A 25,430-nucleotide genomic window follows, 5' to 3' on the forward strand; every position below is an offset into this window, starting at 1 on the left:
AGCGTAGACTACCCCCTGGGAATCTTTCACTGTTTTCAAAAAAGTGTTGGCCGAACATCGTACACCTTCCTACAGCAGAGACTGAATTGACCGAGCTGCGTTGTCATCTCCTTTGGCACGCTCACCTCATACGAGGGTCGTGGCATGCTTCGCCGGGAGAGTATGAACTCCGATGACGGGTATTCAATTGTCAAGGTGCAGACGACGGAGATTCCTTTTCATTGTCAGAATAACGCAATTTGATATTGCAGTCAGCTTTTCAAGGTGATAAGCTATAACAAGAATAATAGTTTTATCCTATATAGCTTTAGGAGGCGTAGAGATGGACTTTTCTACACACCCTTTTTCTCTGTGCATAGAGGAGGAGCGTTGCGATTTGGTAATGCAGCTCTTCGGCTTTGACCCCGTAGTTGTCAGTAAATTCGAGAGTGTCGGCGATCTGCTGAGCGTGTTCCTCAACCGCCGTTACTATCCCGATCTGGTTTCGTTGGAGCAGATACGAAAGTTGGGAACAAGAACTGCTTTCCCCGACAAGCTCCCGTGGCATTCTGTTATGGATTACTGGGACCACGAAAAAGTCGAAACCATCATCCGCGATATATATCTGTCAGAGGATGATGCCATCAATGCGTTGAAGCCCAGCCAGCGGTTTCGAATTCATCTGGCATTTCAAAAAGATATGTTCGCTTGTGAGTACGTCGAGCAGCCGTACTCCTACCCGCATCCTGTACTGGAAGCCAATGACGATATAGGTAGGACATTCTCGGATCTGTCCGACCATATCAGAGTGAAAGAAAAAGTAAAGCAGGAGCAGGCGATGTATAAAGCTGGCTGCCGCATTGCCGATGCGCAAAATGTATATATGCCGAAGCAGGCGCAGTACTGGTTTACTGAGCCGCAGGATCTGATCATGTGGCTTCTCCGCTATGTTATGGAGCACGACAAGTACATCAAGAAGTGTGAGTTCTGCGGTCGGTACTTCGTTCCCAAACGGAACACAAAGAAATACTGCTCCGAAGCTTGCGCCAACACACAGAGAGATCTGGACAGCTTCTGCGGTGTGCAGGAGGCGAAGCAGTTATATAAGCGTATCGTTTCCAACCTGCGGGATAAAGGGCAGAGGATGAAAGACCTCCAACTGCCTTATCATAGACCGGATGCACCGGGCGATTGGATCAAACCACAGGAAGTGCTGAAGGCGTTTTATGCTGAGAATGCAGAATACATGAATGACCTGCGTAATGCATATGAGTCGGCAAAAAAAGCTCCTGCACCAACGGAGGATCAGGTGAGAGCGTTCGAGACGGCAAAGGCCACCTATGTAGACTGGCTGCAGGTTCAATACGAATATGCCACCAGTCTGGAGCTGGACCGGGACGCATATTTCCGACCGGATTAAGCATAAGCGCAAAAGTGGGGGCAGTATTCTTGTTGCAGAATGCTGCCCCCACTCATAGCAAGAGCATCCTACTCAACGAAGTCACTCGTTGAAATAGGATGCTCTTTTTCGTAAATATTCAGTTCGTTGCTCATCTTCCACGCCAACCGGAAACCGGCAATGAAGCTGTCGATGGACAAGTCCTCGGCGATCTGATCTTTGCAGTCAATGATTTGCAGCACCAGTTTTCTCTCTGGCTTCTCCAGCTTTTCAATGAGTTCCTGGTGGCATCGCTCAATCTCGGCTTTGAGCTGCGTTGAAGGTAGTTTTTCATAGAAGCTGTCGTATAGTTCTTTCAGCATTTCGTTCATGTGCTATCCCTCCTGTAGCAACACAACCTACCACAGAAGAGGAAGAAAAGCTATCCCTAAAAACAGAAAAAGGCGGAGAACCGAAGCTCTCCGCCTTTGCTGTGTGATTTACTTTTCCGCCACATTCTCGCAGAAGCGCTGGAAGAGTGCCGCCGCCTGTGCGCGGGTGGCGTCTGCCTTGGGAGTCAGGTTCACGCCGTCGCCCTGCATCAGACCAGCACCGCAAGCCCACTGCATAGCGGGGATGGCGTACTCGCTGATGGAGAAAGCATCCTCATAACTGAGGATATTGGTGTCCTCGCCAACACTGACATCGTAACCCTTGTACTTGGCGTAGCGCCAGAGGATGGTGGCAAACTGCTCACGGGTGATAGGATCGGTGGAGCCGAATGCGGTATCGCTGTAGCCCTCCACGATGCCCTCGCTGGCTGCCCAGCGGACAGCTTCGGTATACCAGGTTTCAGCAGGAACATCCTCAAACTGCATCAGATAATTGACCACAGGCTCGCCCTCCAGTCGCCACAGAATGGTGACGATCATGGCGCGGCTGGTGGTACCATTGATGTCAAAGAGGTTGTTGCCAACACCCTCCATCATCTTGCGATGGTAAACGTACTCAATCGCCTCGGTGTACCACTTGCCCTCAGCCACGTCAGTGAAGTTCATGCCCAGCAGTCGGCACTTGTCCTTGCATGCACTCTCGGCACAAGCTGCATCCTCGCAACCGCCGCACACATCGCACTTGCTGGTGCAGCTGTGAGCAACGGGATAATAAGGAATCACATCAGTATAGCCAATGGCATAGAGGGAGAAGAACTTTGCGTGAATGGTGACACTGCCGGTACCGACTTCGATATACTCTCCGTCAGCATTTGCTGTGGTGGTGAGGATATCGACTTCGTCCTCGTCCACGTTGTCGTTTTCATTATCGTCATGGAAACGGTAAACCTTGAAGTTCTGCTTACGGGTGGTGTCGAACGGGACGACAATCTCAATGGTGCTGCTGGTTTCAGTGATGGACTCTTCGGGATTGGTGTCAACCTTCTTTACAATGCCGATCTCGAGGAAGGTCAGTTTGCTCTTCTGCGCGCCGGCCTCGGTCATCAGAGCGCTGTGCTCCTGATCGTTGTCGTCGGATTCCTCGTGGGTGACGGTGAGCGTAACGGTGACATTTGAACCTTCAGTGTTTTTGGCGATAGTGTCAATGCCGCCGACGATGGGGGCATAATCCCCTGCCGCGGTGCTGTCCACGATGGAGTTCTTGTTGCCCGTCGGCATGGTCATGGTGATCGTTTCTTTGGTCTTATCTTCGGACAAATCTTCCTTCGCCGTGACGGTCACGCCACCGTCTCTCGTGTCCTTCACGATGAGCTGATACTCACCCTCGGGCACGGTCACCGTGTAGTGATAGAGGCTGGCATTGCCGGTTACGGAGGCCGGATACTTGGTGCCGTCAAGTCCTACGAGTACGACCTCAAGTTTTTCTGCGTTGGGAACATTCGGTGCGACGACCGTACCGCTGAGGATGATGTCGCGGGTCCATACGGCGTAGAGGGTGACCTCGCCGTCGGGCTCTGCGGTCAGGTTTTGGACGTTCTGTTCATCAACGAAGTTGACCGCGGTGCCGCCGGAGGAGAGCGACCAGCCAACGAACTTATAGCCCTCACGGGTGAATGCGTTATCGCTGAGTGCCTGTGCGGCGTCATAGGTGAAGCTCTGGTCAGCCATCTCGCCCTCGCCGCCGTTGGCGTTGAAGACCACTTTGTAGGAGTTTGCAGTCCATGTGGCAGTCAGGGTGATATCAGCGGTATAGCCATCGCCGGCCAATGTCAGAGCAGTCTGAGCCTCGCCGCCGTTGACCTTCCAGCCGGCAAAGGTGTAGCCTGTCTTGGTGGGATTGGAAACCGCGGTGGGAGTATCGTAGGTGTGCTTGACGGGGTTATTTTCGCCGTATGCCGCGCCATCCATGCCTTCGTAAGTGATGGTATACTCGTTTGCCGTCCAGTTGGCGGTGTAGGTACGGTCGCCGACAGAGCCTGCGGCGATGGTTACGTTGAGGTTGGTGTCGCCCTCAAGTCCGGTGCCGCTCCAACCCTTGAAGGTGTAGCCTTCCCGGGTGGGGTTGGTCAGGGTGATCGTTTCAGACTCGATGGTGTAGGTGGCGGGGTTGGTTTCCTCGCCGCCGTTCAGCGTGTAGCTGATATCGTAGGTGATGGGCGTCCAGTTGGCGGTATAGCTGCGGTCGCCGGTGGAACCGGTGGCGATGGTTACGTTGAGGTTGGTGTCGCCCTCAAGTCCGGTGCTGCTCCAGCCCTTAAAGGTGTAGCCTTCCCGGGTGGGATTTACCAGTGTGATGGCCTCAGACTCGATGGTATAGCCTGCGGGATTTGTGGCCGTGCCGCCGTTCAGCGTGTAAGCAATATCATAGGGGATCGGCGTCCACTTGGCGTACAGAGTCACGGTCTGATTCATCTCAGCAAGGTCTTTAACGCTTTGCTGATTCTCGTAGACCATATTGCCGTCCGCAGTAGTCGCCCAGCCTGCGAAGGTGTAGCCGGTGCGGGTAAAGGTATTTGCGGTCAGAGCTGCAACGGTGTCACGGTACATGGTCTGTTCGTTCATGTGGCCCTCGCCGCCGTTGGCATTGAACACGATGGTGTATGGCTGACGCTTCTTTACCGTGATGCTGTTGGAAGTCTCGCCGGTATTGCCGGCGTTATCCATGGCACGGAAGATATAAGTTACGCCGCTTTCGCCGGTGCTGGCGGTGTGGGTATAGGTGTCGCCGACGATATCCGTCCAGTTCTCGCCGTTATCGGTGCTGTACTGATACTTCCGGATTCCGGAGGTAGTGTCGGTTGCAGACAGAGTGACTTTCACATTTCCGGTGGTCCACTCGCCGGACACATAATCAGACTCACCTACCTTGGCGGTCACGCTGACGCTGCCGGGAGCGGTGGTGTCGACTTTTACCTGAGCAATAGTAGTGACAGTTTCGTTTCCGGCCATATCCACTGCCTTGATTTTTACAGTCTGGTTGTAATCGCCGTCAGCGCTGATCACAAAGCTTCCGTTGCTGCCTTCCGTCCAGTTGGTGCCGCCGTTCAGGGAATAGTACCATTTGTCCAGACCGGATTCACCATCGCCGTCCCCGGCAGTAACAGGAACAGTTACCGCAGAGGTAAACCAGCCATCGTTTCCGCTGGTACCGGTCGGGACACCAATTTGGAGGCTCGGCACCGCCTTATCAATCTTGCTCACCGTAACCGTTTCGCTTACCTCATTACCGGCCTTGTCGGTGACAGTGATGGTATAAGTGCCGTTGCGGTCAGCGGTGAAGCTGTCAGCATCATAGGTCACATTTTCTCCATCATCGCAGGTAACGACTACGGTATCAACACCGGACAGGCCGTCCGCCGCAGTAAAGCCGATCTCTGCGTTCTCCTTCGTCCACTCGGTGGGGTTGCCGCTGACACCTGTGATGGATGGATACTGCACGTCAGATTGATGGCTGATGGCTACCTGATAAATCATGCCGGTCTCGGTGTGCTTGACATACAGGACATTGACCGGTTCGGTGCCCAATTCAATAGAATTGCCGAAATTGTTGGGGACTTCGCTGACCTCATAGCCGGTTTTTGCCTTGTAGGTCGGCCATTTTTCCCTATTGAACCATCCGGTATCGGCAAGCTCCCAGTCCAGCACCTCGTCTGCTTCCTTGGTGGCGTAGACGATATTGAAATACACGGTCTTGGAATTAAGGTAGTTTCCGGTACCGTTGATTAAGATAGATGCTTCGGTACCGACTTCCACATTCTCGTGGTACGCATTGATTATATAGTCAATATCCTCCACCAGCGTCATGCCGTTGTACTTGATGACCGGCTTGGGCTGAACCTCGCTGCCGGTGTAATACTGGTCGGGGATGGCCTCAAAGGTGACGTCATTGGCGGAAATGTCCTTCGGAGCGATGTCAAAGCTTCCGATATTAAGGCCGTTTATCGCGTTATACCACTCAGACCCCTCCACATTGACCTTCACGGTGTAGGTGCCGGCATTGACGGGTTTGCCGTTTACAAGTCCCTCTCCCTCGTAGTAAACAGTGACGAGATGTGTCGCATCGCCCCACGTGGAAAAAGTAACTTCCTTGGCTCTGCCGGAATAAATCCTGTCAACAGGCGGAATTAAGGTAATGTCCGTTGCCGTCAGCGTGCCCTTCTGGAGGGTGAAGGGAACTGTGCCATTGGTCACATCTGCTTCGCCGACTTTCAGCGTGGCGGTGCCTTCCAGTGGGTCTTCGCCCAGGCGGTAATTCTTTACCTCGGGATAAAGCAGTCCTGCCTGCACCCAGTCACTGCTATCGCTGGGTGTATCAACAATGACCGGACAGGCGTAGTCGACGTATTTGTACTCGAAGTCGCTGTGGATGATGACATTGCACGTTGCCGTGCCGCTGCCGCCGTTCAGCGGACAGCCCTCATTGCCGCAGGTGGCGGTGATGATGCCGTAACCATTCCCATTGGCATCATACCTGAAAGTCCAGTCGCCGTGGGTGTGCTCGACCAGCTGCAGCTCGCCGCTATTTACCTTTGCAGCAACATAGCCAGCTGAATAGGTGGTAGCTGCAAAGTAATCGCCAGGAGCCGCCGTCGACATATAGTCGCTCCAGCCTTGGGTAAACTCGAAGTAGGTGAGATAAGTAGACGAGTTCGCAGTATAGATCGTGTACGGCGCGGAGGGCTTATCAAGCGCGCCCGCGATCACAATGGGATTGGTCACCTGAATGCCGATGGGTGCGCTGATCTCAACATCACCGGACATGGTCAGCTTAGTGGTGCCTCTTCTTACACAGACCGCCGTTGCGGATGTACTGCTTTCTTTCGTGTTCGTGACGCTGCCGCCGAAGAGGTTGTACGCTCCAGCACCATCCTGTACACAAACAGTCATTGAATAGCTGGAGGTGATAGAGCCGCCGTACTGGTTAAACTCGTTTCCGTACTGGTCGCGATAAGCATATCCGTTGCTGCTGATTGTACCGTTATACAAGTTAAATACGGCTCCGGAAGTACTTAATCGGGTATCAACTGTATAGCACTCAGAAGAATAGGCATGGCTGATTCTACCGGTGCCCCGGCAGTCGGTAACGGTAAACTCAACACCAGCGCCGAGTCTGATCATATAAAGTCCAGAACCGCTGAGTGTCTTTCCGTTCAGGTCAAGGACTACACCGTCAACAGGATCCCAAAAGTCGTATTCGAGATCGATGGACGTGGTCAGATAGTAGTAGCCGGCCTCGTTGATGTCGGTAAGCTCGCCCTTTGTGCCGATGGGCTTCCACTGCTCGTCTCCATGTGCAGTGCTATGTCCGCAGGTTCCGCCGCAGATGGGATGTTCGTGTGCTGCCAACACCGTCACAACGCATGTGTCGGTCTTGCTGCCGTCAGTAGTGGTGACGGTGATGGTAGCCGTGCCTTCGCCTACTGCGGTGACAACGCCGTTTTCAACTGTCGCCACAGACTCGTCATTGGAACTCCAAGTCACAGCCTTGTTGGTGGCGTCATCGGGTTCTACCGCCGCGGTCAGGGTTTCGGTGCCGCCAACACCAAGGGTGACGCTGTTCTTATCAAGCGTCACGCCGGTGACAGCCACGAGCGCAGACACCAAACTCAGATCAGTGTCATCCTCCGCGGGCTTATAGTTCGTGTCGTCACTTGTAAAGAAACTCACATAGTCAGCCAGATTTTTAACATTATCATCGTCGGGCTTTGCAAAGACCCCGGGCTCGTCCATTTTGACGCCGATATTCGTGCCAGCCTCCAAAACCTGGTTTACAGTGATGGCCTTGCCGCTGGGCAGGTAGACGTTGTTTGCCTTGCCGCTTACTGTATTGCCAGTGATCACGGGACTGCCGGAAACAGTAAAGGTGCCGTTATAGACATACACACCACCGCCATTGTTGGCAGCTGTATTACTGCTGATGCTGCCGTCAGTCATGGTGAAGGCGGAAGTGGTATCGAGCATATAAACTCCGCCGCCAAATGTGGCCTCGTTGTCGGTGATGTCGCCGCCGTACATCTTGAAGGCAGCATTGTTGCGCACATACACACCGCCGCCACTTGAAGCCGTGTTGCCGGATATGGTACCGCCGTACATATTAAAGGTCTTTGAATAGTAGATGTATACACCACCACCATTGTACCCCGAGGGGGCCTTGTTGTTGGTAATACTGCCGCCGTACATATTGAACGTGCCGGAGTTCACCTTCACACCACCACCATTGTACTCCGAGGGGGCCTTGTTGTTGGTAATGCTGCCGCCGTACATATTGAATGTGCCGCCGCCGGTCACCTTCACACCGCTGCCTTCTGCGTCGGATGAATGAGTGATCTCACCTTGGGTAGTCCGGCAATCGGTGAGGGTAAAGTTTTTAGCCTCGATCACATCGCCACTGCCGGTCATCTTGATTTTACAGCCGTTCAGACAGAGGAATGTGCCGTCTGCAGGCTTCCAAGTGGAAGCTATCTCCACGTCTGCCGTGAGGTAATAATGGCCCGGACTGTTGGGCAGCTCGTTTGTTGCGATCCATACCTGAGAGGGATCGTGTCCGTCGCCGCTGCATTTGTCATCACCGCAAACACAGTGGCTGTGGGGAGGTTCAGATACGACCTTGACGTATTTGTATGTGGTGAGGCCTGTGGTGTTATCCCACGCGCCTGCGTTTGCATCGTCACCGGCGTTGACGGTGAAAGTGCCGGTAAGTGTCGGCTCTGCAGAAAAAGCTTGTGTTTCGCCGTTTGTGGTCACCGTGCCGCCGGTGACCGTAGCATTGCCAAGGATGCCGTAGCTGTTGTTACCGTCAGCCGCCGTGCCGCCGGTTGCGGTGAGTTCACCGCTGCTGACAGTGACCGTTGCATTGACGCCGTAGCTGCCGCCGGAGTAGGTGGGATTGCCGCCGGTGGCGGTTACTGTACCTCCGGTCACATTCAAAGTAGTAGCTCTGATACCGTAGCTGGACTTATCTGAATCACCACCGGTGGCGGTAACTACGCCGTTGTTCATATTAAAAGTACTTACACTGATGCCAAAGCTTTCGCCATAGTTGTCACCCGTAGCTCCGCCGGTAGCAATCACTGTACCGCCGTTCATGGTCAAATCACCGTTCGCATAGATAGCGCAGGTTTGATAACCGTCTGTTTTGCCGCCGCTAACGTTCAGTGTGCCGGTTCCCGAGAAGGTCAGTGCGTTCAGGGTGAAAATGCCATAGCTATCCTTCCCCACTGTGTCTGCCGCTTTGACGGTATTCTCTCCTTCCAGTACGATCGTCAAGTCGGCGTTTGCATGGATGCCATATTGAGAGGTACTGGTCAGATCCAGCCCGTTGAGGGTCAGAGTCAGTACATCGCCATTCTTCCACAGTTTGGCGTTGTAGTCATTCTCCGACCCGGTAAGTGTACCGGTGTCGCCGTTCTTGTAATAGGTCGATATGTTGCCGTCGCCCATGTAGACGTCGTCGATATAGACGGAGACCGACTCCATCGCCAACGCTGTTGTCGGCAGCAGGCTGATGAGCATGACGATGCTCAATACAATACTCAAAATCCGTTTCTTCATAACATCTTTCCTCCGTGCTTATGTCTTGAAAGAAGCATTGGCTTTAGGGGGACCCTAAAGCTATGGGGAGCCTGCTCCCCATAAAGACCTTTTCCCGTCATTTACTCCAACTGCACCTCCGGCCAGCAGCAGATGCCGACCTCCAGCGCCACAGGCTCGGTCAGGCGGAAATCCGCGTACCGGCAAAACCAGCACTCCGCCTGTTTTTGCGATGCGCTCCGCCTTGGCGTAAAGGCCGGACATCGCTGGCGGGGCCAGACGCTGCCGTTTCGCTTCGGCTCCGGCATAACATCCCGCAAAATCTGTACGGTCACAGGCCGACACCTCCTCGTTTTCTTTTTTATCATTATAGCAAAAACAAACGGCATTGAGAGCGCGTTACGAAGATTTGGTATGATTTTACGCAGAATTGGTTTTCCCGCGCCGTCGAAATATGGTAAAATACAAGAAGACAACTATGGGAAGGGGGTGTTTGTGTGTTTCGTATTGCTCTGTGTGATGACGATGTAAAGCAGCGGCAGCTTACGCACAAGCTGTTGGACAGCTATTTTTCCCTGCGCAGTACTGCGGCGAAAATATGGGAGTATTCCAGTGGTCAGGCTCTGCTGAACGCCATGTTTGACGAAACCTTTGATCTCTACCTCCTGGATATCGTGATGCCGGAGATGGACGGCATCGATCTCGGCGCGGAACTTCGCAAGTCCGATGAAAGCGGCGTGATCATCTACCTTACCACCTCGCCGGATTTTGCGTTGCAAGGATATTCGGTCAAAGCGGCCTCCTATCTGCTCAAGCCTGTGCAAGAGGACGAACTGTTTCGCGCGCTGGATGACGCATTCAAAGCGATCACGAACCGCCGCGAACAGAGCATTATGGTAAAGACGGCAGACGGTATGAGCCGGCTGCTTTTGGATCACATCCTCTATGTGGAACAGACGGAGCGTGCGCCCCGTTATTATATGAAAGATGGAAGCTGTGTAGCAGGTGTTACCATACAGACCTCTTTTCAGGATACGATACGACCGCTTTTAGCGGATAAACGTTTTTATCTCTGCGGCGCGAGCTTCGTGCTGAATCTCCACTGCATCAAAAGCATTAACAAGGCCGATGTCCTCTTTGTCGGAGGACAGCAGACAACTGTGCCGAGAAGAGCCGCCGCCGAGCTAAATACGGCGTGGATACACTACTGGCTGGAGGGAGGGCATCAACTGTGACTTTACTGGATTGGTCAACTGTGTGGTCATTGATCCACGTATTTGTGCTGAACGCACTTTTATATGAGCCCCGTCTGCCAAAGAAAAAGGCTGTCATTCTGACCGTCTGTCTGATGGGACCGCTGTCCGCTTACAACGCATGGTTTTTCGTGCACTTCGGCAACGAACTGGCGGGACAGTTGGTACTGTTTAACTGCACCATCCCCAGCCTCATTTTCTTTATGCTTATGGCAAAGCACCGCAACGGACGGCTGCTGTTCACCTTCTGCCTGTCGGACACGATCTCTCTGGAGATCATCTGCATCACCCGCCTGATCGACGATGCCATTGGACTGCCCGATTTTTGGGTGCTATTCATCCTGCGGCTGATCGTCTGGCCGGTGCTGGAGTTCGTAGTTATCAAATGGCTTCGTAAGCCCTATCTCGTCCTTCAGAATGCGGTGCAGAAAGGTTGGGGCGGGTTCGCCGCCATCACATTGCTGTTTTATGTGATCCTGGTGGTCATGTCCAGCTATCCCACTGTCATTCAGAACCGTTTGGAGGAGTTGCCTGCTCTACTGCTGGTCATGGCTCTGATGCCGCTGATCTACTGGAATATCCTGACAACATTGTTCCGGCAGCAGGAACTCCACGAAACAAAGCAGAAGGAACAGCTTTTACAGGTGCAAACTGCAATGCTGAAGCAACGTATCGAACAAACCTTGGAAGCGGAAAATCAAATCTCTATCCATCGCCATGACCTGCACCATCAGTTGCAAGTCATCAAGACGATGCTGGAGAGCGGCGAGATCCATGAGGCGCAGGATTATATTGAGGCATCGCAGGAAACGCTGAACGGTACGAAAAGCAGACATTGGTGCCTGCATCCGGTATTGGATGCCGTATTTTCCGCCTATTTCCAGCAGGCAGATTCGAAAGGGATCAAAGTCGAGGCAGACATAGACATTCCTGCCGATATTCCGGTCAATGCTGTTGAACTGTCCACGGTCTTTGCCAATGCACTGGAAAATGCGATCCATGCGGTCAGCGATCTCCCGCAGGAGCACCGGGTGATCCGTTGCCGGTGCATCTGGCAGCCGCAGCTTATGTTCTATGTCTCCAATCCATACGCCGGCGAAGTGCGGTTTGACGAAAATGACCGGCCCGTTGCGGAAAGCACGATGCACGGCATCGGCACACGCTCCATCGCCGCCTACTGTGAAAAGTACGGCGCGGTCTGCCGATACAGCGCAGAGGATGGGTGGTTTAGCATCAAAATTGCGCAAACGATATGGACGGAGTAAAACCAATATATTTTTCGACGGCGCACCGGAATGGTGCGCCGTTGTTTCTTATGGTGTATCTGGCTTTTCCAGCCGCGCAAGATTTGTAACGGAAATCAATCCTCTGGCTTCCCGCTTTCGGGCATACTCCACGATCTGACCGGAGCCGCCGAGGTAATGCCATGCGTAGGTGATCAGATAGTCGCAGTCGTTGACGCCGAAGGCGTCCAGCGCGTGCTCTTTTGATGTAGAGAAAAAGATGATGCGGCTTTTATCGCCCTGCTCACGAAGCCACCGGGCAAGGTCGATGCCGTTTAAGCGCTCCATATAGATGTTGAGAAACACGAGGTCGTATTCCGCAATACGCGCCAGCACCGCAAGAATGGCCTGGGCCTCGGAGTATGCGTCAATTTCAACGCGCAGACTTTTCTCCCGCGCATAACGTTCGATATGGTTCTTCAGCGTGTTTGCTTCTGTGGTCAGATCATCACAAATGGCAAATTTCAGCACAGCGGACGGCCTCCTTTCGGCGTGGAATACCTTTAGAAGAATTATAGCATGATTGTTGGCGTATTTCTGCAAGTTTCAATCGCTGACGTTGATGCACGAATCACAAAAACCATCCTCGGACAAAATATACACACAAAAACAGACACGAGTCATCATTTCTGATAACTCGTGTCTATTTCGTTCCGTACCGATTGCCCTTGGTTCACATTGTTTCCCTATGCGACCGTGGACTTTGCAGCGGGGGCTTTTGTTATATATATGGATTTACTTTGCCATGTACTCCACAACCTTGGTAATCTGCTCGGCAAAGGTGCCGTCAAACTTGTTCTCAAAGAACGCACCGCCGATGGTAAAGGTCCAGGCGCCGGTGGCCTTCACCTCGTCCAGGCGCTGGTAATTGGAGATGCTGCCCGCCAGGCACACCGGGGCTTTCACACCAGCCACGAAGGCTCGGTTGAGCTCCGCCGCGTCACCGGTATAGCGGTATCCCAGAAGGTCAATGCCATACACACCCTTGGCCAGGTAGGAGTTGGCCTCTTCAATCATCCCCTCAATGGTGCCTTCCAGCACGGAGGGACGGCCGGTGATCTTGCCTACAAAGGGCATGTACTTCAGGCCATTGGCCTTGCAGTAGTCGTTGATGGAGTCAAAGAACAGGGTCCCCATAAGTACGTCCACGCCGCATGCCACAGCCATCTTGGCGCCCTCCATGCACTCCTCTTCAGTATAAGCCACTACCTCCAGGAAGGTGCGCTTGCCACACTGCTTCATATAGGAGAACAGCTGTTTCATCTCCTCCAGAGGCAGGCCCACCTCTTTAAAGCCCCAGTTGACGGCAGGCGCGTCCTTGCACGCCTCAAAAATTTCAGCCGCATTGGAGACTGTCCGGTCGTTGTGGGTGAGCATGACAATCAGTTCGGGATTCATGTTACATACGCTCCATTCTAAATTCAAAATTTTCTGTCTGCGTTTTTCTGCTTCCCATCAGGGATGCGGCGCGCAGCTCCAGGTGACCACCGCGGGCTCATCGCCAATGTTGAACAGCTTATGTCCGGTCGCCGGAGGGATCACCAGGGCATCTCCCTGCTCCAGCTCATAGTAAGTGTCGTCCTCCGGGAAGTAGCACAGCACATGGCCCTCGGCGCAGTAAAAAATTTCATCTGCCTCCGTGTGCCCGGGGTCCAGCGCACCCACAGCGCCCGGCATCAGCCTGGATACGCCAAAGGTAATTTTGTCAGTACGTACATACTCGCGCACCAGCTCCTGGTCCTCCATGGCCACCTTTGCGTCCTTCGGGTGAATAATACGCCCTCGTTTCTCCATGAAACAGCCCTCCTTTTCCGTTTGGTTTCTTTTTCTATTATACCCCTGTGCCATCCCAGCGTCAAGGCAATTTTGATACATTATGAATAATTTTGATTCATTTTGATTTATCCCCTTGTCAGCCTCTTCTGGTTGTGATATGCTATTTTTAATCCAAAACTGGACTGATAAAAGCAGGCCCGGACCGATAGAAAAGGAGTGCGGCATTATGAAGAATATTCTCTGTTTTGGCGATTCCAACACCTGGGGGTATGATTACACCACTTACGATCCCGCGCTGGGCGCCGGGCAGCGGCTGCCCTTTGAAGAGCGCTGGCCGGGCATTGTCCAGAACGCGCTGGGCAGCGGGTACCGCATCATCGAGGACGCGCTCAACGCCCGCACCAACATGGTGGAGGATCCCTACTTTCCCCACCGTCTGGGCATTGCCAGCCTGGAGACCGCGCTGGACGCCCAGGCCCCCCTGGATCTGGTCATCATCCAGATGGGCGTCAACGAGCTCAAGCACATGTTTAACCTGACCGCCGGCATGATCGCCTTTGGTGTGGAAAAGCTGGTCACTGCGGCGCAGCAGTCCTACTATAACTATCCGGTTCCCAAGGTACTGCTCATCGCCCCTGCTCCGGTGAAGGAGCACATTGCCGACATGATCTTCGGCTTCAGCTATGGTCCCCTGGCCTATGAGAAGAGCATGCAGCTGGGCGCCCTCTACCGAGATGTGGCAGAGCGCCACGGATGCGGCTTTATTGACTGCGGGGAGATGGACTTCAAGATCAACGAGCTGGACGGTCTGCACTATGACCGGGAGGACCACGCCAAGCTGGGCAGGGCCGTGACTGCAAAAATCAAGGAGATGCTGGGCTGATCTGCCCGCAGTTTTCCCTGTGTGCGAAAAAAGCGCACCCGATCGGTTCGGGTGCGCTTTTCCCTATTTTGCGCCGAAACTTTTGATCCAGCGCAGCAGTTCCAGCATGGTCTCATCATCTCCCAGGGTGGACAGGTCCACCTCTTCCGCCCGGGCCCGGTCGTATAAAAGCGTACCGTACTCGACGATCAGGGGCTCGACCGCCTTGTTTTCTTCCACCACCGCTTGGTAACACAGCACCTTCAGCAATTCTACCAGATCTTCACTGCTTTGGCTCTCCTCAAAGGCCTTCTGTTTTTCTTCCACTGAGACGCCGCTGAAGTCGCCCAGCTGAAATTCCGGCTGTGTCCCCTTGCCGGCCCGAACAGCAAAGATGCTCAGGCCCATGCACAGGACTGCTACCACCAGGGAGAGAAGTCTCGTAAGATTGCGGCGGGCTTGCTGCGACATAATCGGTATTCCTTTCCGTCCTATTGTTTTTCATCCACGCCGCACCAGTCCATAATCATCGCGGCATAGATTTTCGTGGCCTTGATCAGGTCGTCAATATAGATGAACTCGTTGTCCCCGTGGACGTTGTTGTTCAGCGCGCCCGGACCCAGCACCACCGCTGGCACCCCCTGGCGGTTAAGGTAGTATGCGTCACATACCGCCCGGAAACCTGAGATAATGGCGGGACGCCCCAGCGCCTCTCCCACCGCTCCGCAGAGGGTCTGCACGCCCGGGTGCTCCCGCTCCACCGCGAAGCCGGGCCAGTCCTGGATCACCGGCGCCTCCACCACCGGCGGGTGCTCCCGCAGCCAGTCGTCCGTGCTGGCAATGGCCGCCACGCCCCGGCGAATCTCGTCCAGAATCTCATCCCGGCTGACCAGCTGATCCGGGTACCAGATGCTATAGGTGTACTCCATGTGGGAGGGGACTGTGCCCAGGTACTCGCCGCCCTGGATAAAGCAGGGGTTCATGGTAAACACGCCCACGCCCTGCTGATCATGGCCGCCAATGCCGCCCACACCCATGATCTTATCGCGGTAGCGGTGATTCCACTCCACCTCCAGCCGATTAAAATACTCCACAAAGGGCAGAGATTTGCGGAAGGCGTCCACGGCGATGTCATTGCCGCTGGCCAAGCCGTCCGCCTGGGGGAAAAGCATCTGGTTGCGGGCGGAGACATGCACGCCCTTGCCCTCCACAATCAGCTTAAAGAACACCAGCGCGGAGGAGGCGATCTGCACCTCCAGATTGCTGGGCTCGCAGACAATGGCGAAGTCGGTATGGTAGTGGTCCTTTACCGCCCGCTCGGCACCAATGGTCTCGGCGGACTGGGACTCCTCCCCCACCGAGGAGTGGAACACTACATCGCCCTTGAGCTTCAGACCGCTGTCCCGGATGGCTTTTATAGCGAAATAGGCGGCGGCCAGGCCGCCCTTCATGTCGCTGGTGCCGCGGCCGTACAGCTTGCCGTCCACCTCCGTTGGAGTAAAGGGTTCACACAGCCACCGCTCCGGATAGCTGATGGGCACCACATCGCTGTGCCCGTTAAATGCCAGAGAGCGGCCTCCGCCCGTACCCTTGCGGGTGGCCACCACGTTGGGCCGGCGCCCCTCCTCGTCGTAAGCGGCCGTCACCACCCGGTCAAACTGCTCTTCCTTCAGCTTTTCCGCCAGGAAATTCTGCAGCGGCAGTTCATTGCCGTCGCTGTCCCCGTCATTTATGGTGGGGAAGGACACCATCTGCTTTAAAAAATCTACAATTTCCCGCCGGTGGCTGTCGATATAGCCGAATACCTTCTGCTGGTTGTCCATTACACTCAGATCCTTTCCTTATAAAACCAAGGCAGCCGCGCCGCCGGTGGGCGCGGCTGCCGCTTTGAGCTGCCGGTTGAATCACTCCTGCCAGTTGACAATCTTCTTCTGGATGATGGAGATCAGGGCATACATAATCAGGCCGATGATGGTCACATAGAAAATGCACGCAAAGGACTCAGGCGTCTTCATGTACTGGGAGTACTTGATGATCTGGGACCCAAGGCCGGTGTTGCCGGCGTTGTACTCCACGCTGATACAGGTGGTGGTGGCAAAGATGGCCGCCAGACGCAGGCCGGTGATAATATCCGTGGCCGCAGAGGGCAGGATCATCTTCCAGTAGGTCTGCAGCCGGCTGGCGCCCACGGACTGCATCAGCTCCCGGCGGATGGTCGGCACATTGTTGAAGCCGGTACAGGCGTTCATATTGATGACGGCAAAGGCCTGAATCACCACCACAGTGATACGCATGCTCATGCCATAGCCCATGGCCAGCATCAGCAGGGGGATCAGGGAAATCAGCGGCGTGGTAACCAGAAAGGTAATGTACGGGGACATGGCCGCATTCAGCAGGGGGAAGCTGGTAATCAGGGTGGATACGATCAGGCCTACAGGGATGGCGATCAAAAAGCCGATGAGCACACACTGAAGGGTGACCAGAATGTGGGGCAGATAGACCTGGAAGTCCACCACCATGGAGTGGAAAATCTCCGAGGGCTTGGGGACAAACCAGGAGGGCACGCCAGTGACCCGGCAGGCAATCTCCCACGCCACAAAAATCAGCACAAAGGTCACCACAGGCGCCACGATGCTGGTAATTCTACTCTTTGTTTTCATGCTGCCGCGCCTCCTCACTTAATCTTGCTCAGGTCGATCTCACCGATGTAGCCCTCCAGCAGCTGGCGGTACTCGATGAATTTTTCCTGAGTGATCATGGACAACGTACGGGGGCGGGGCAGGTCCAGGGTAACGGTCTCCACCAGCCGTCCGGGATTGGTTCCCATGACGTACACACGGGAGGAGAGCAGCACGGACTCCTCAATGTTATGGGTGATGAAGATAATGGTCTTGCCGGTTTTGCTCCAGATATCCAGCAGCTCCATGTTCATCTGCTCGCGGGTAAGCTCATCCAGCGCGCCGAAGGGCTCGTCCATGAGCAGGATCTCAGGGTCGTGAACCATGGCGCGGATTACGCCGGCCCGCTGGAGCATGCCGCCGGAGATCTCATTGGGGCGGGCGTTGGCATACTCCGTCAGGCCCACCATCTCCAGCAGTTCGTCCACGCGCTTTTCCCACTCAGGCCCCTTCAGGCCGAATACTTCCAGCGGCAGGGCCACGTTCTGACGCACGGTGCGCCAGGGCAGCATATTGGGCTGCTGGAAGATAAAGCCCATCTTCCGAAGTACCTCGGCGGGCATCTTCTTCCCCTTGTGGTTGACTTTTACGCCGTCAATGAAGATGTCGCCCTCAGTGGTGTCGATGATACCGTCCAGCATCCGGATCAAGGTGGATTTGCCGCAGCCGGACGGACCCAGAATGGAGATGAACTCGCCGGGCTGGATCTCCATAGAGTAGTCCTTGACAGCCAGAATGGTCTGGCTGCGGGTCTCAAACTGTTTGGTCACATGGGAAAACTTAATTTTAGGTTCCTGCACAGCTGCTCACCTCCTTACTTCTTCCAGAGCACGACACGCTTCTCAATCATGCTGACAATGGTATACAGGCCGATGCCGATCAGCGCGATGAGAATGATGCAGCCGTAGCTCTCCTCAAAGTTGCTGTATTTCATGAACTTGATAATGCGGTCGCCCAGGCCGCGGCCGCGGCTAACGAAGTCCGCGCTGACCGCGCCGATGGTGGAGAAGATACAGCCCAACTTGATGCCGGTAAATACCTGAGGCATGGCGTTCATAAAGGTAATGCTCAAAAAGGTCTGCAGCTTGGTGGCGCCCACGGAGCGGGCCAGCTCCAGCTTCTCCCGCTCCACATGGGTAAAGCCGTTCAGGGTGTTCAGGCAGATGATGGGTGTGGCCTGGATAATCACGATGATCACGCGCAGGTTGGGGTCGGTACCCAGCCAAAGAGTCATCAGCGGAATCAGGGTAATCATGGGGGTAATGACCAGCCAGATGACCACGGGCTGCATGGCCTTCACCAGCAGATCAAACTGGGAAAAGAGCGCCGCCAGCAGGATCCCCGCGGGGATGGCGATACAGAAGCCGATGCAGATAATCTTCAATGTGAAGAGAAAGTCGGGCAGAATAATATGGAAGCTTTTGATCGTGCCCTGAATGATGTGGGTGGGGGTGGGCATGACGTACTCCGATACGTTGAATACCCGCAGGAAAATTTCCAGGCCCACATAGATGATGGCCAGAACCACCAGCGGGGCGATGACGTTTATGGGGTTGAATTCTTTTTTCTTTTTCACCCGTTTGACCGGATTGCTCTGTGTCATAGTTGCGACCTCCCTTACAGCGTTGCCCGCACGATCTCATTGATCTGCTCTCGCAGCTCATTGAATCTCTTGTCGTTGGCGATCTCATGATTTCGGTGCTCCAGCGGAATGTCCACCGGGATCTCGTGGGTGATGGTGGCGGGCTTGTTGGAGAACACAAAAATACGGTTGGCCAGGAGGATCGCCTCATCCACGTTGTTGGTCACCATGACGACGGTCTTTTGGGTCTTCTTCCAGATATTCAGGATCTCATAGGACAGCATCTTGCGGGTAATGGCATCCAGGGCCCCCAGAGGCTGGTCCAGGATCAGGATGTCGGGGTCGTGCACCAGGGCGCGGGCAATGCCGACGCGCTGCCTCATGCCGCCGGACAACTCATGGGGATAGACCTTTTTATAGTCCAGCAACCCGACGATGTCCAGCATCTCGTCCACCCGTTTGTCCCACTCGGGGCCCTTCAGCTTCATAGTATTCAGATTGAAGCGCAGGTTCCCCTCCGCGGTCCGCCAGGGCAGCAGGTTGTTGCTCTGAAACACAAAGCCGAATTTTTTCAGCTCCTCACGGGGGATCTCTCGGCCGATATCCTTGCCGTGCAGCTCCATGGAGCCATCCGTGGCGCTGTCGATGCCGCCCAGGATCTTCAGGAACGTGGACTTGCCGCAGCCGGAGTTACCCAGAATCACGATAAACTCCTTCTCGTAAATGTCCATGCTGATGTCCTTAAGCACCTGGATGTAGTTGCCATCCTTCTCGTTTCCGAAAGCCTTGGCAATGTGCTGGATGCTGAATACTTTATTTTGCATACTGTTTCCTTCTTTCGGCGATTCCGGGACGTTACAGTTCCAAACCGGGATCCAGAATGTTGTCCATGCTCAGCTCGATGGGCTTGCCCACCTGCTTGGCCATATAGGCCACATAGGCGCCGTGCTCCAGGAAGTCGGAGACGATAAAGGCCTCTTCCAAATCCTTCCCCAGCACCACCGCGCCATGGTTACGCAGCAGCGCGGCCTTTCTGCCGCCCTCCAGGGCAGCCACAATCTTCTCGCCCAGATCGGTGGAGCCCACCAGGCCATACTCGGCGCAGCGGGTGCTGCCGCCCAGGAACAGCCCCTGCTCCGCCAGGAGGAAGGGGATGTCCTCTCCCGTCACCGCAAACGCGGAAGAGTACAAGGGATGACTATGTACGATGGCGTTGACCTCTGGCCGCGCTTTATAGATGGCCAGATGCATGGGCAGCTCCACCGTGGGAAGGAAGCCGTTGTCCTCCACCAGATTGCCCTCGCCGTCGCACACACAGATGTGCTCGGCCTTGATGACCCGCCAGTCCGGGCGAATGTCAAAAGAGGCGTTGGGCCTGGGACAGATATAGATGAGTCCCGTCTCGCTGTCGCGCATGCTCCAATCGCCGGAATCCATACCGGGCGTAAATTTTTTCTCCACAAATTCCTTCGCGTAGGAGGCCGTAAGCAGCTTGAACTCATAGCGTACGTTTGTGTTCATTTTTTCTCGTCCCTTCGTTGAAAATTCCGATTGCGGCTGTAATGACATAATAGCACCTTTTGGAGACTAATGCAACATAATGCGCCAATTTAGTTCAAATTATGTCAAAATGTTTCGCATATGCAAATCAGTTTTCCTTCCGGCGGAGAATACAGTCCATGGCTGCAGACGCATTGTAGATCATCTGATTGGTATAGAGCCTGTAGGTGGGGCACATCTCAGCGCTTGCCCAGCCCTCGTAGCCTATGGCCTCAAAGGCGTCGACCACCTTCACCCAGTCCACGTCGCCGGCCAGCAGGTCTACGAAGCCAGCCAGACCTTTGGCGTCCCGGCGATAGTCCTTGAAGTGGACCTTCTTGATCCGCTTGCCCAGGATCTTGATCCAGTGCTCTGGGTAGCCGTAGAGCACCATATTGCCCACGTCCAAAAACGCGCCCACATAGTCGGAACCGATCTCGTCCAGGAACGTGCGGAACTCCATGGGGCTGAGCAGGAATTTGTTCCAGATGTTTTCAATCCCGATGATGACGCCCTTCTCCTGGGCATAGGGGGCCAACTCCTTCAGCGCGGCCTGGGAACGATCATAGGCCACGTCGTAATCAATGACTTCGCTGCCGGCAAAGAATGTCACATCATTGGCGTCAGGCACCACATCCTCCGGACGGAAATCCACGCCCACCGTACCCGGACAGACCAGGATGCAGTCCACACCCAGCAGAGCGGCCATGTCGATCTGGCGGCGGACCACCTGCTTAGCCTGCTCCCGAATCTCCGGCGGGTTTGCCGTCAGCGAATACTGCCAATACAGGCCTGTGGCCAGGCTGCAGATCTGGATGCCAATGTCGTCGGCCAGCTTTTTGACGGCCAGGATCTCTTCATCACTGCTGTGCAGGCCCAGAGGCCCGTCCTTTGCCATGGCCAGCTCGATACCCTCGAACCCGGCATCCTTGGCCAAGCGCATACAGGTCTCCAGGGGCTGGCTTTGATCGAAGGACCAGATGTTGATCCCCTTGTGTAGCTTGGAACGCATACCTTACTCCTCCTTGTGTGTTGGGTCTATTTCTTTTTCTGCGCCTGGATCACCTGAATTCCAGCCTCCCGGAGCACCTTCAGGTCGGCCGGGTCCGCCTCCGCGTTGGTCACCACGCCTTGGACGGTGCTGAGGGGGCAGACATTCACAAACGCAGAATTTTTAAATTTAGTGGCGTCGCACAGCATAATGCAGCGCTTGGCGTTGTGAAGCACCAGCCGCTTTTGGCTGACCTCGTCCACGCCGTAATCCATAAATCCGTTGCCCACATCCACTGCGTCTACAATCATAAAAGCTGTATCCACCTGGAGCTCCTGGAGCATCTGCTCGGTAAAAAAGCCGTAAAGGGTCCAGCTGTTCTTTTTCAGCTGTCCGCCGGCCACGATCAGCGTATTGTCCGTGGCGGCGACCGCGCGGGCCACATCCAGATCATTGGTCAATACCGTCAGCCGATGAAAATTCCCCAGCTTGGATGCCAGAGCCCTTCCGGTGGTGCCGGCCCCGATATAGATCGTGGTCTCCTCCCGAATCAGGGAGACCGCGGCCTCCGCCACCAGCTCCTTGGCCTCCCGGTGCATCTGTCCGCGCACCTCGATCGGGAGTTCCTCTGCGGGAATCTGGCGGTAGACCACAGCGCCGCCGTGGGTACGCAGAAGCGCCCGTTCCTGCGCCAGCTGTACCAGGTCCCGCCGAATGGTCGCCTTGGAAACCTGTGTCACCTCCGCCAGCCGGTCCACGGTCGCTGCCCCACATTCATTGACAAAGTCAACAATCTTTTTGTAGCGCTCCGCCTTCAGCATGTTCCCTCTCCACCTTGTTTTAATACTCGCCCATCAGATCCTTCGTCTGCAGGTACAGCCGCTGATACCGCCTGCGATAGGGGGCGTAAGCCGCATAGTTGTCCATATTGGGCTCAATGGTGCGCTTTATGCGGATCTGCTCCGCCACCTGGGCGGAGTCCCGATAGAATCCGGTGGCCAGGGCGGCGATCAGCGCGTCGCCATAGGCCGCGCCGGTCTCCACCTGGGCCACATGCTGACGCTTGCCGCTGATGTCGGACACGGCCTGGAGCCAGGCGGGGTTCTTGGTGCCGCCGCCCACCGCCATCACCTTCCTGGTGCCCATCTGCAGGGCGTCGAAGATCTCAAAATGCTGGTTGATCCCGTAACCCACGCCCTCCAAAAGCGCCTTGTAGATATGGGCCCGGGTGTGCTGCAGGTTCAGGCCAAAGATCATGCCCTTGGCCTTGGGGTCGTTGATGGGGGTGCGCTCTCCGGAGAAGTAGGGCAGGATGACCAGCCCCTCCGACCCGGCGGGCACACCCTCGGCCAGCTTGGCGATCTCCCCGAACACATTGGCGCCGCTCTCCCGGGCCTTGGCGTCCAGGTCCAGGGCAAAATTGTCCCGGAACCAGTGGGTCAGGGTGCCCGCGCAGCTCATGCCTGCGGCCACGGAGTAGGTCCCCGGGAAAAGGTAGGGCCCCGCCCACAGTCGGTCGTCCACCGTGAGCTTCTCCACCACGTGGATGATAAAGATGGAGGAGCCGTACATGAGCATCATGTCCCCCGGGTTGAGCACCCCCACGCTGAAGGCCTCGGCCGAGGCGTCGGCCGTGCCGGTGGTCACCTTGGTGCCCACCGCCAGACCGGTCTCTTTCGACGCCTGCTCATGGACCGTGCCGGCCACCTCATTGCTCCACAAACACTTGGCCAGCTGGTCCCGGCGGCAAAAGAGCGAGGTGTCGTCCACCCAGTCCAGCTTCTCCATATCGTAGAGAGGGACCCAGGTGGCTGCAGTGTAGTGGTCGATGACATACTCCCCGGTGAGCTTGGCCACCAGATAGGTGCTGCCGGTGACAAACTTGGCCGCCCTGGCATAGACCTCCGGCTCCCGGTTTTTGATCCAGAGCACCTTGGCCGCTGCGGACTGGGTGGTCAGCGGCGTGCCGCAGCGGCGGAAAATATTCTCCTTGCCGTACAGCTCCTCCAGGTAGGTGATCTCAGCCACCGCCCGGCAGTCGATGCCGTAGAGGATGGCCTTGCGGAGGGAATTGAGGCTTTCATCCACCGGCAGGCAGCAGGGGCCGATGGTGCTGCAGCCCAGCCCCTCGATGTCCTTGGGGTCCACGCCGGACTCCCGGATGAGGGTCTTGCTGATGGTACACAGCTCCCCCCACCAGGTCTGTTCCGCATCGTGCTCGGCATAGCCGGGTTGGGGAATCTCCATCTCGTGGCTGACGCTGTGCTCGGCCACAATGCGGGCCTGCTCATCCACCAGGGTGCCCTTGCTGCCGAAGGTACCGATGTCAATGCCCATAAAATATTTCATCGTTCCGCCCTCCCGGTTGGTTTTTTAATAGCGGCCCACGTGGAAACTCTCGTCCACCCGGCGCATCATGCCCGCGCACAGGGTGGCCAGCGCGTCGATGTCCTGCACGTCGCACACCTCCACAGGAGTGTGGGTGTAGCGGGCGGGGAAGCCCATCTCCAGGCAGGCCACGCCCTCGCCCTCCAGCTGGATATAGGCCGAGTCGGTGAGGATGCCCAGAGAGGCAAAGCGCTGCAGGGGCTTGCCCATCTCCTGGGCGGTGCGCTTGGCCAGCTTGAACATGGGCTCGTGGGGCAAAGTGCCGTTGAGGGTCCCCCGGCCGTGGAAGCTGTAGAGATGGACGCAGGGGCCCTCGCCCATCTTATCCTCAAACTTGGTGGCCAGATCCTTGGTGTCTCCCGCCAGTGTCACATCCAGGGAGATGGCCAGATCGGGCTTCACCGTACGGGCGGCCATCATGGCACCGCGCAGATTGAACTCCTCCCACACCGTGCCCACCAGGTACACGTCGCAGGCGGGGGGCTCTTCCTTGAACTGCCGGGCCATCTCCACCAGGGCGGTACAGGCGCCCCGGTTGTCCACGGCGGTGCCAGCGACCTTGGAGCCGCACAGCTCCTGGAAGGCGGGCTTGTAAACCACGGGGCAGCCCACATAAATGCCCATGTCGTGGACCTCCTGGGCGCTGGAGGCGCCCACATCAATAAACAGGGAGGTCACCAGGTCCACTTTGTATTTCTCCTCCGCCGGGGTGGCGTGGTGGGCCTTGGGCCCGAATACGCCGGGGTGCCACTTGCCGTCCTCGCTGCGGATGACCAGCTGCAGGCCGGGGAGCACCTTCTCTGGAATGCCGCCCAGGCGGTCCACCTGGATAAAGCCGTCCTCCTCCACCTTGCGGACGATAAAGCCCAGCTGATCCATGTGGCCGAACACCATGGCCCGGGGCAGGGCGGGATTCCTGCCGGGCACCTTGGCGATGACGTTGCCCACCCGGTCGATGGTCACGTCGTCGCAGTACTGCTCCAAATGGGTCTTGAGCTTATAGGCCATCTCGCTCTCATATCCGCTGGGGGCGGAGGTGAGCATAAACTCTTTTAAAATTTCCTTACTGGACATATGATGCACACTCCTTTTATTCTGCAAGGATCTGAAGCAGCACCTGCTCCATTTCCCTGTGATTGTACACGTCGTAGTCGGCGCCCAGAGCGTCCCGCGCGCCGAAGTCGTTCTGCATGGCCACAGTGATGCAGCCGTTAGCCTTGCCGGAGGACACATCCTCCGCACGGTCGCCCACCATCACCGCCCGGTCCACGCCCAGTAGCTCCTTGAGCCTGGGGATCGCGGCCTTTTTGTCATAGCCGGGGGTCCGGTGCCAGATGTAGGAGAAGCAGTCCCGGACGCCGAACTTCTCCAGCAGGGCGGTGAGATAACTCTCCTCCGCATTGGAGCAGATGGCCAGGGGCGCTTTGGAGGAGAGGGTGCGGAGCATATGCACGCACTCCGGCTCCACCTGGGCGTAGCGCTCCACCGCCTCGGGCGCGTGGTCAATGATCCCCTGGAGCAGGCGATCGCACAGGGTCTGGTCGTCTGTCTGCAGGATCCGGCGGCAGGCGTCCTCCAGCTTATCGCCCACGGTGGAGTTGGCCTCCTCCCGGGTGATGGGGGGGCGCCCCATATCCGCCAGCGTCAGGTTGATCACCTGAAAGTTGATATCTGTTGTGCCATAGAACAGGGTGCCGTCAAAATCAAAAAAAATGCCCGTCTTCTTCATCGCGGTATCC

The 25,430-nt window shown here is 55.8% G+C and carries 22 protein-coding genes; 4 read left to right on the top strand and 18 right to left on the bottom strand.

Features of this window, described 5'->3' with window-relative positions; all coding sequences use genetic code 11:
• Positions 1 to 322 precede the first annotated feature (322 nt).
• Entirely contained in the window at positions 323 to 1,399 is a 1,077-nt protein-coding gene (locus H9Q75_RS07620; protein WP_186565766.1) for a hypothetical protein, read from the top strand.
• 68 nt (positions 1,400 to 1,467) lie between these two features.
• Here the strand turns inward: H9Q75_RS07620 and H9Q75_RS07625 are convergent, their stop codons facing one another.
• The 3 genes from H9Q75_RS07625 to H9Q75_RS07635 form a co-directional block, all read right to left on the bottom strand.
• Complete coding sequence (locus tag H9Q75_RS07625) at positions 1,468 to 1,749, bottom strand: DUF6809 family protein (protein ID WP_186565768.1); 282 nt, start codon at positions 1,747 to 1,749, stop codon at positions 1,468 to 1,470.
• A gap of 108 nt (positions 1,750 to 1,857) precedes the next feature.
• A complete protein-coding gene (locus tag H9Q75_RS07630) occupies positions 1,858 to 9,360 on the bottom strand; it encodes an InlB B-repeat-containing protein (protein WP_186565770.1) in 7,503 nt (2,500 codons plus the stop codon).
• 101 nt (positions 9,361 to 9,461) lie between these two features.
• A complete protein-coding gene (locus H9Q75_RS07635; RefSeq protein WP_341480920.1) occupies positions 9,462 to 9,674 on the bottom strand; it encodes a hypothetical protein in 213 nt (70 codons plus the stop codon).
• 162 nt (positions 9,675 to 9,836) lie between these two features.
• Here H9Q75_RS07635 and H9Q75_RS07640 point away from each other — a divergent pair, with 162 nt between their 5' ends.
• Together H9Q75_RS07640 and H9Q75_RS07645 are read left to right on the top strand one after the other, a co-directional pair.
• On the top strand, positions 9,837 to 10,574 hold the full coding sequence (locus H9Q75_RS07640) for a response regulator (protein ID WP_186565772.1): 738 nt from the start codon (positions 9,837 to 9,839) through the stop codon (positions 10,572 to 10,574).
• Positions 10,571 to 11,857 (top strand): GHKL domain-containing protein, encoded by a 1,287-nt coding sequence (locus tag H9Q75_RS07645; RefSeq protein ID WP_186565774.1) that lies wholly within the window; start codon positions 10,571 to 10,573, stop codon positions 11,855 to 11,857. Before H9Q75_RS07640 ends, H9Q75_RS07645 begins: the two co-directional genes overlap by 4 nt.
• Positions 11,858 to 11,905: 48 nt before the next feature.
• On the opposite strand, the gene H9Q75_RS07650 is transcribed toward H9Q75_RS07645, so the two are convergent.
• The 3 genes from H9Q75_RS07650 to H9Q75_RS07660 all read right to left on the bottom strand — a co-directional run bounded on the left by H9Q75_RS07650 (position 11,906) and on the right by H9Q75_RS07660 (position 13,669).
• Entirely contained in the window at positions 11,906 to 12,346 is a 441-nt protein-coding gene (locus tag H9Q75_RS07650; protein ID WP_186565776.1) for a response regulator, read from the bottom strand.
• A 264-nt stretch (positions 12,347 to 12,610) separates the two neighbouring features.
• Positions 12,611 to 13,273 carry a hypothetical protein gene (locus tag H9Q75_RS07655; protein WP_186565778.1) on the bottom strand — a complete coding sequence of 221 codons (663 nt, stop codon included), beginning with the start codon at positions 13,271 to 13,273 and terminating at the stop codon, positions 12,611 to 12,613.
• Positions 13,274 to 13,330: 57 nt separating this feature from the next.
• Positions 13,331 to 13,669, bottom strand: a complete 339-nt coding sequence (locus H9Q75_RS07660) for a cupin domain-containing protein (RefSeq protein WP_186565780.1) — start codon at positions 13,667 to 13,669, stop codon at positions 13,331 to 13,333.
• Between the two features lie 208 nt (positions 13,670 to 13,877).
• On the opposite strand from H9Q75_RS07660, the gene H9Q75_RS07665 reads away from it, so the two are divergent.
• On the top strand, positions 13,878 to 14,534 hold the full coding sequence (locus H9Q75_RS07665) for a GDSL-type esterase/lipase family protein (protein ID WP_186565782.1): 657 nt from the start codon (positions 13,878 to 13,880) through the stop codon (positions 14,532 to 14,534).
• Positions 14,535 to 14,597: 63 nt separating this feature from the next.
• On the opposite strand, the gene H9Q75_RS07670 is transcribed toward H9Q75_RS07665, so the two are convergent.
• The 12 genes from H9Q75_RS07670 to H9Q75_RS07725 form a co-directional block, all read right to left on the bottom strand.
• Entirely contained in the window at positions 14,598 to 14,984 is a 387-nt protein-coding gene (locus tag H9Q75_RS07670; protein ID WP_186565784.1) for a hypothetical protein, read from the bottom strand.
• 20 nt (positions 14,985 to 15,004) lie between these two features.
• Positions 15,005 to 16,336 carry a M20 family metallopeptidase gene (locus tag H9Q75_RS07675; RefSeq protein WP_186565786.1) on the bottom strand — a complete coding sequence of 444 codons (1,332 nt, stop codon included), beginning with the start codon at positions 16,334 to 16,336 and terminating at the stop codon, positions 15,005 to 15,007.
• A gap of 81 nt (positions 16,337 to 16,417) precedes the next feature.
• A complete protein-coding gene (locus H9Q75_RS07680) occupies positions 16,418 to 17,173 on the bottom strand; it encodes an ABC transporter permease (protein WP_186565788.1) in 756 nt (251 codons plus the stop codon).
• A gap of 14 nt (positions 17,174 to 17,187) precedes the next feature.
• Positions 17,188 to 17,991, bottom strand: coding sequence for an ATP-binding cassette domain-containing protein (locus tag H9Q75_RS07685; RefSeq protein WP_186565790.1), 804 nt, complete (start codon positions 17,989 to 17,991; stop codon positions 17,188 to 17,190).
• A gap of 14 nt (positions 17,992 to 18,005) precedes the next feature.
• On the bottom strand, positions 18,006 to 18,794 hold the full coding sequence (locus H9Q75_RS07690) for an ABC transporter permease (RefSeq protein ID WP_186565791.1): 789 nt from the start codon (positions 18,792 to 18,794) through the stop codon (positions 18,006 to 18,008).
• A gap of 14 nt (positions 18,795 to 18,808) precedes the next feature.
• Positions 18,809 to 19,597 (bottom strand): ABC transporter ATP-binding protein, encoded by a 789-nt coding sequence (locus tag H9Q75_RS07695; RefSeq protein ID WP_186565793.1) that lies wholly within the window; start codon positions 19,595 to 19,597, stop codon positions 18,809 to 18,811.
• Between the two features lie 31 nt (positions 19,598 to 19,628).
• Positions 19,629 to 20,294, bottom strand: coding sequence for a class II aldolase/adducin family protein (locus H9Q75_RS07700; RefSeq protein ID WP_186565795.1), 666 nt, complete (start codon positions 20,292 to 20,294; stop codon positions 19,629 to 19,631).
• A 127-nt stretch (positions 20,295 to 20,421) separates the two neighbouring features.
• Positions 20,422 to 21,324: a sugar phosphate isomerase/epimerase family protein gene (locus tag H9Q75_RS07705; protein WP_186565797.1), complete on the bottom strand. Its 903-nt coding sequence runs from the start codon at positions 21,322 to 21,324 to the stop codon at positions 20,422 to 20,424.
• A 26-nt stretch (positions 21,325 to 21,350) separates the two neighbouring features.
• Positions 21,351 to 22,124 (bottom strand): DeoR/GlpR family DNA-binding transcription regulator, encoded by a 774-nt coding sequence (locus H9Q75_RS07710; protein WP_186565799.1) that lies wholly within the window; start codon positions 22,122 to 22,124, stop codon positions 21,351 to 21,353.
• Between the two features lie 19 nt (positions 22,125 to 22,143).
• Entirely contained in the window at positions 22,144 to 23,652 is a 1,509-nt protein-coding gene (locus H9Q75_RS07715) for an FGGY-family carbohydrate kinase (protein WP_186565801.1), read from the bottom strand.
• A 24-nt stretch (positions 23,653 to 23,676) separates the two neighbouring features.
• Positions 23,677 to 24,765 carry a M42 family metallopeptidase gene (locus tag H9Q75_RS07720; protein WP_186565803.1) on the bottom strand — a complete coding sequence of 363 codons (1,089 nt, stop codon included), beginning with the start codon at positions 24,763 to 24,765 and terminating at the stop codon, positions 23,677 to 23,679.
• A gap of 16 nt (positions 24,766 to 24,781) precedes the next feature.
• Positions 24,782 to 25,420 (bottom strand): HAD family hydrolase, encoded by a 639-nt coding sequence (locus tag H9Q75_RS07725; protein WP_186565805.1) that lies wholly within the window; start codon positions 25,418 to 25,420, stop codon positions 24,782 to 24,784.
• Between the last annotated feature and the right edge of the window lie 10 nt (positions 25,421 to 25,430).

Source organism: Lawsonibacter celer (genome assembly GCF_014281125.1).
GTDB classification, from domain to species: Bacteria; Bacillota; Clostridia; order Oscillospirales; family Oscillospiraceae; genus Lawsonibacter_B; species Lawsonibacter_B celer.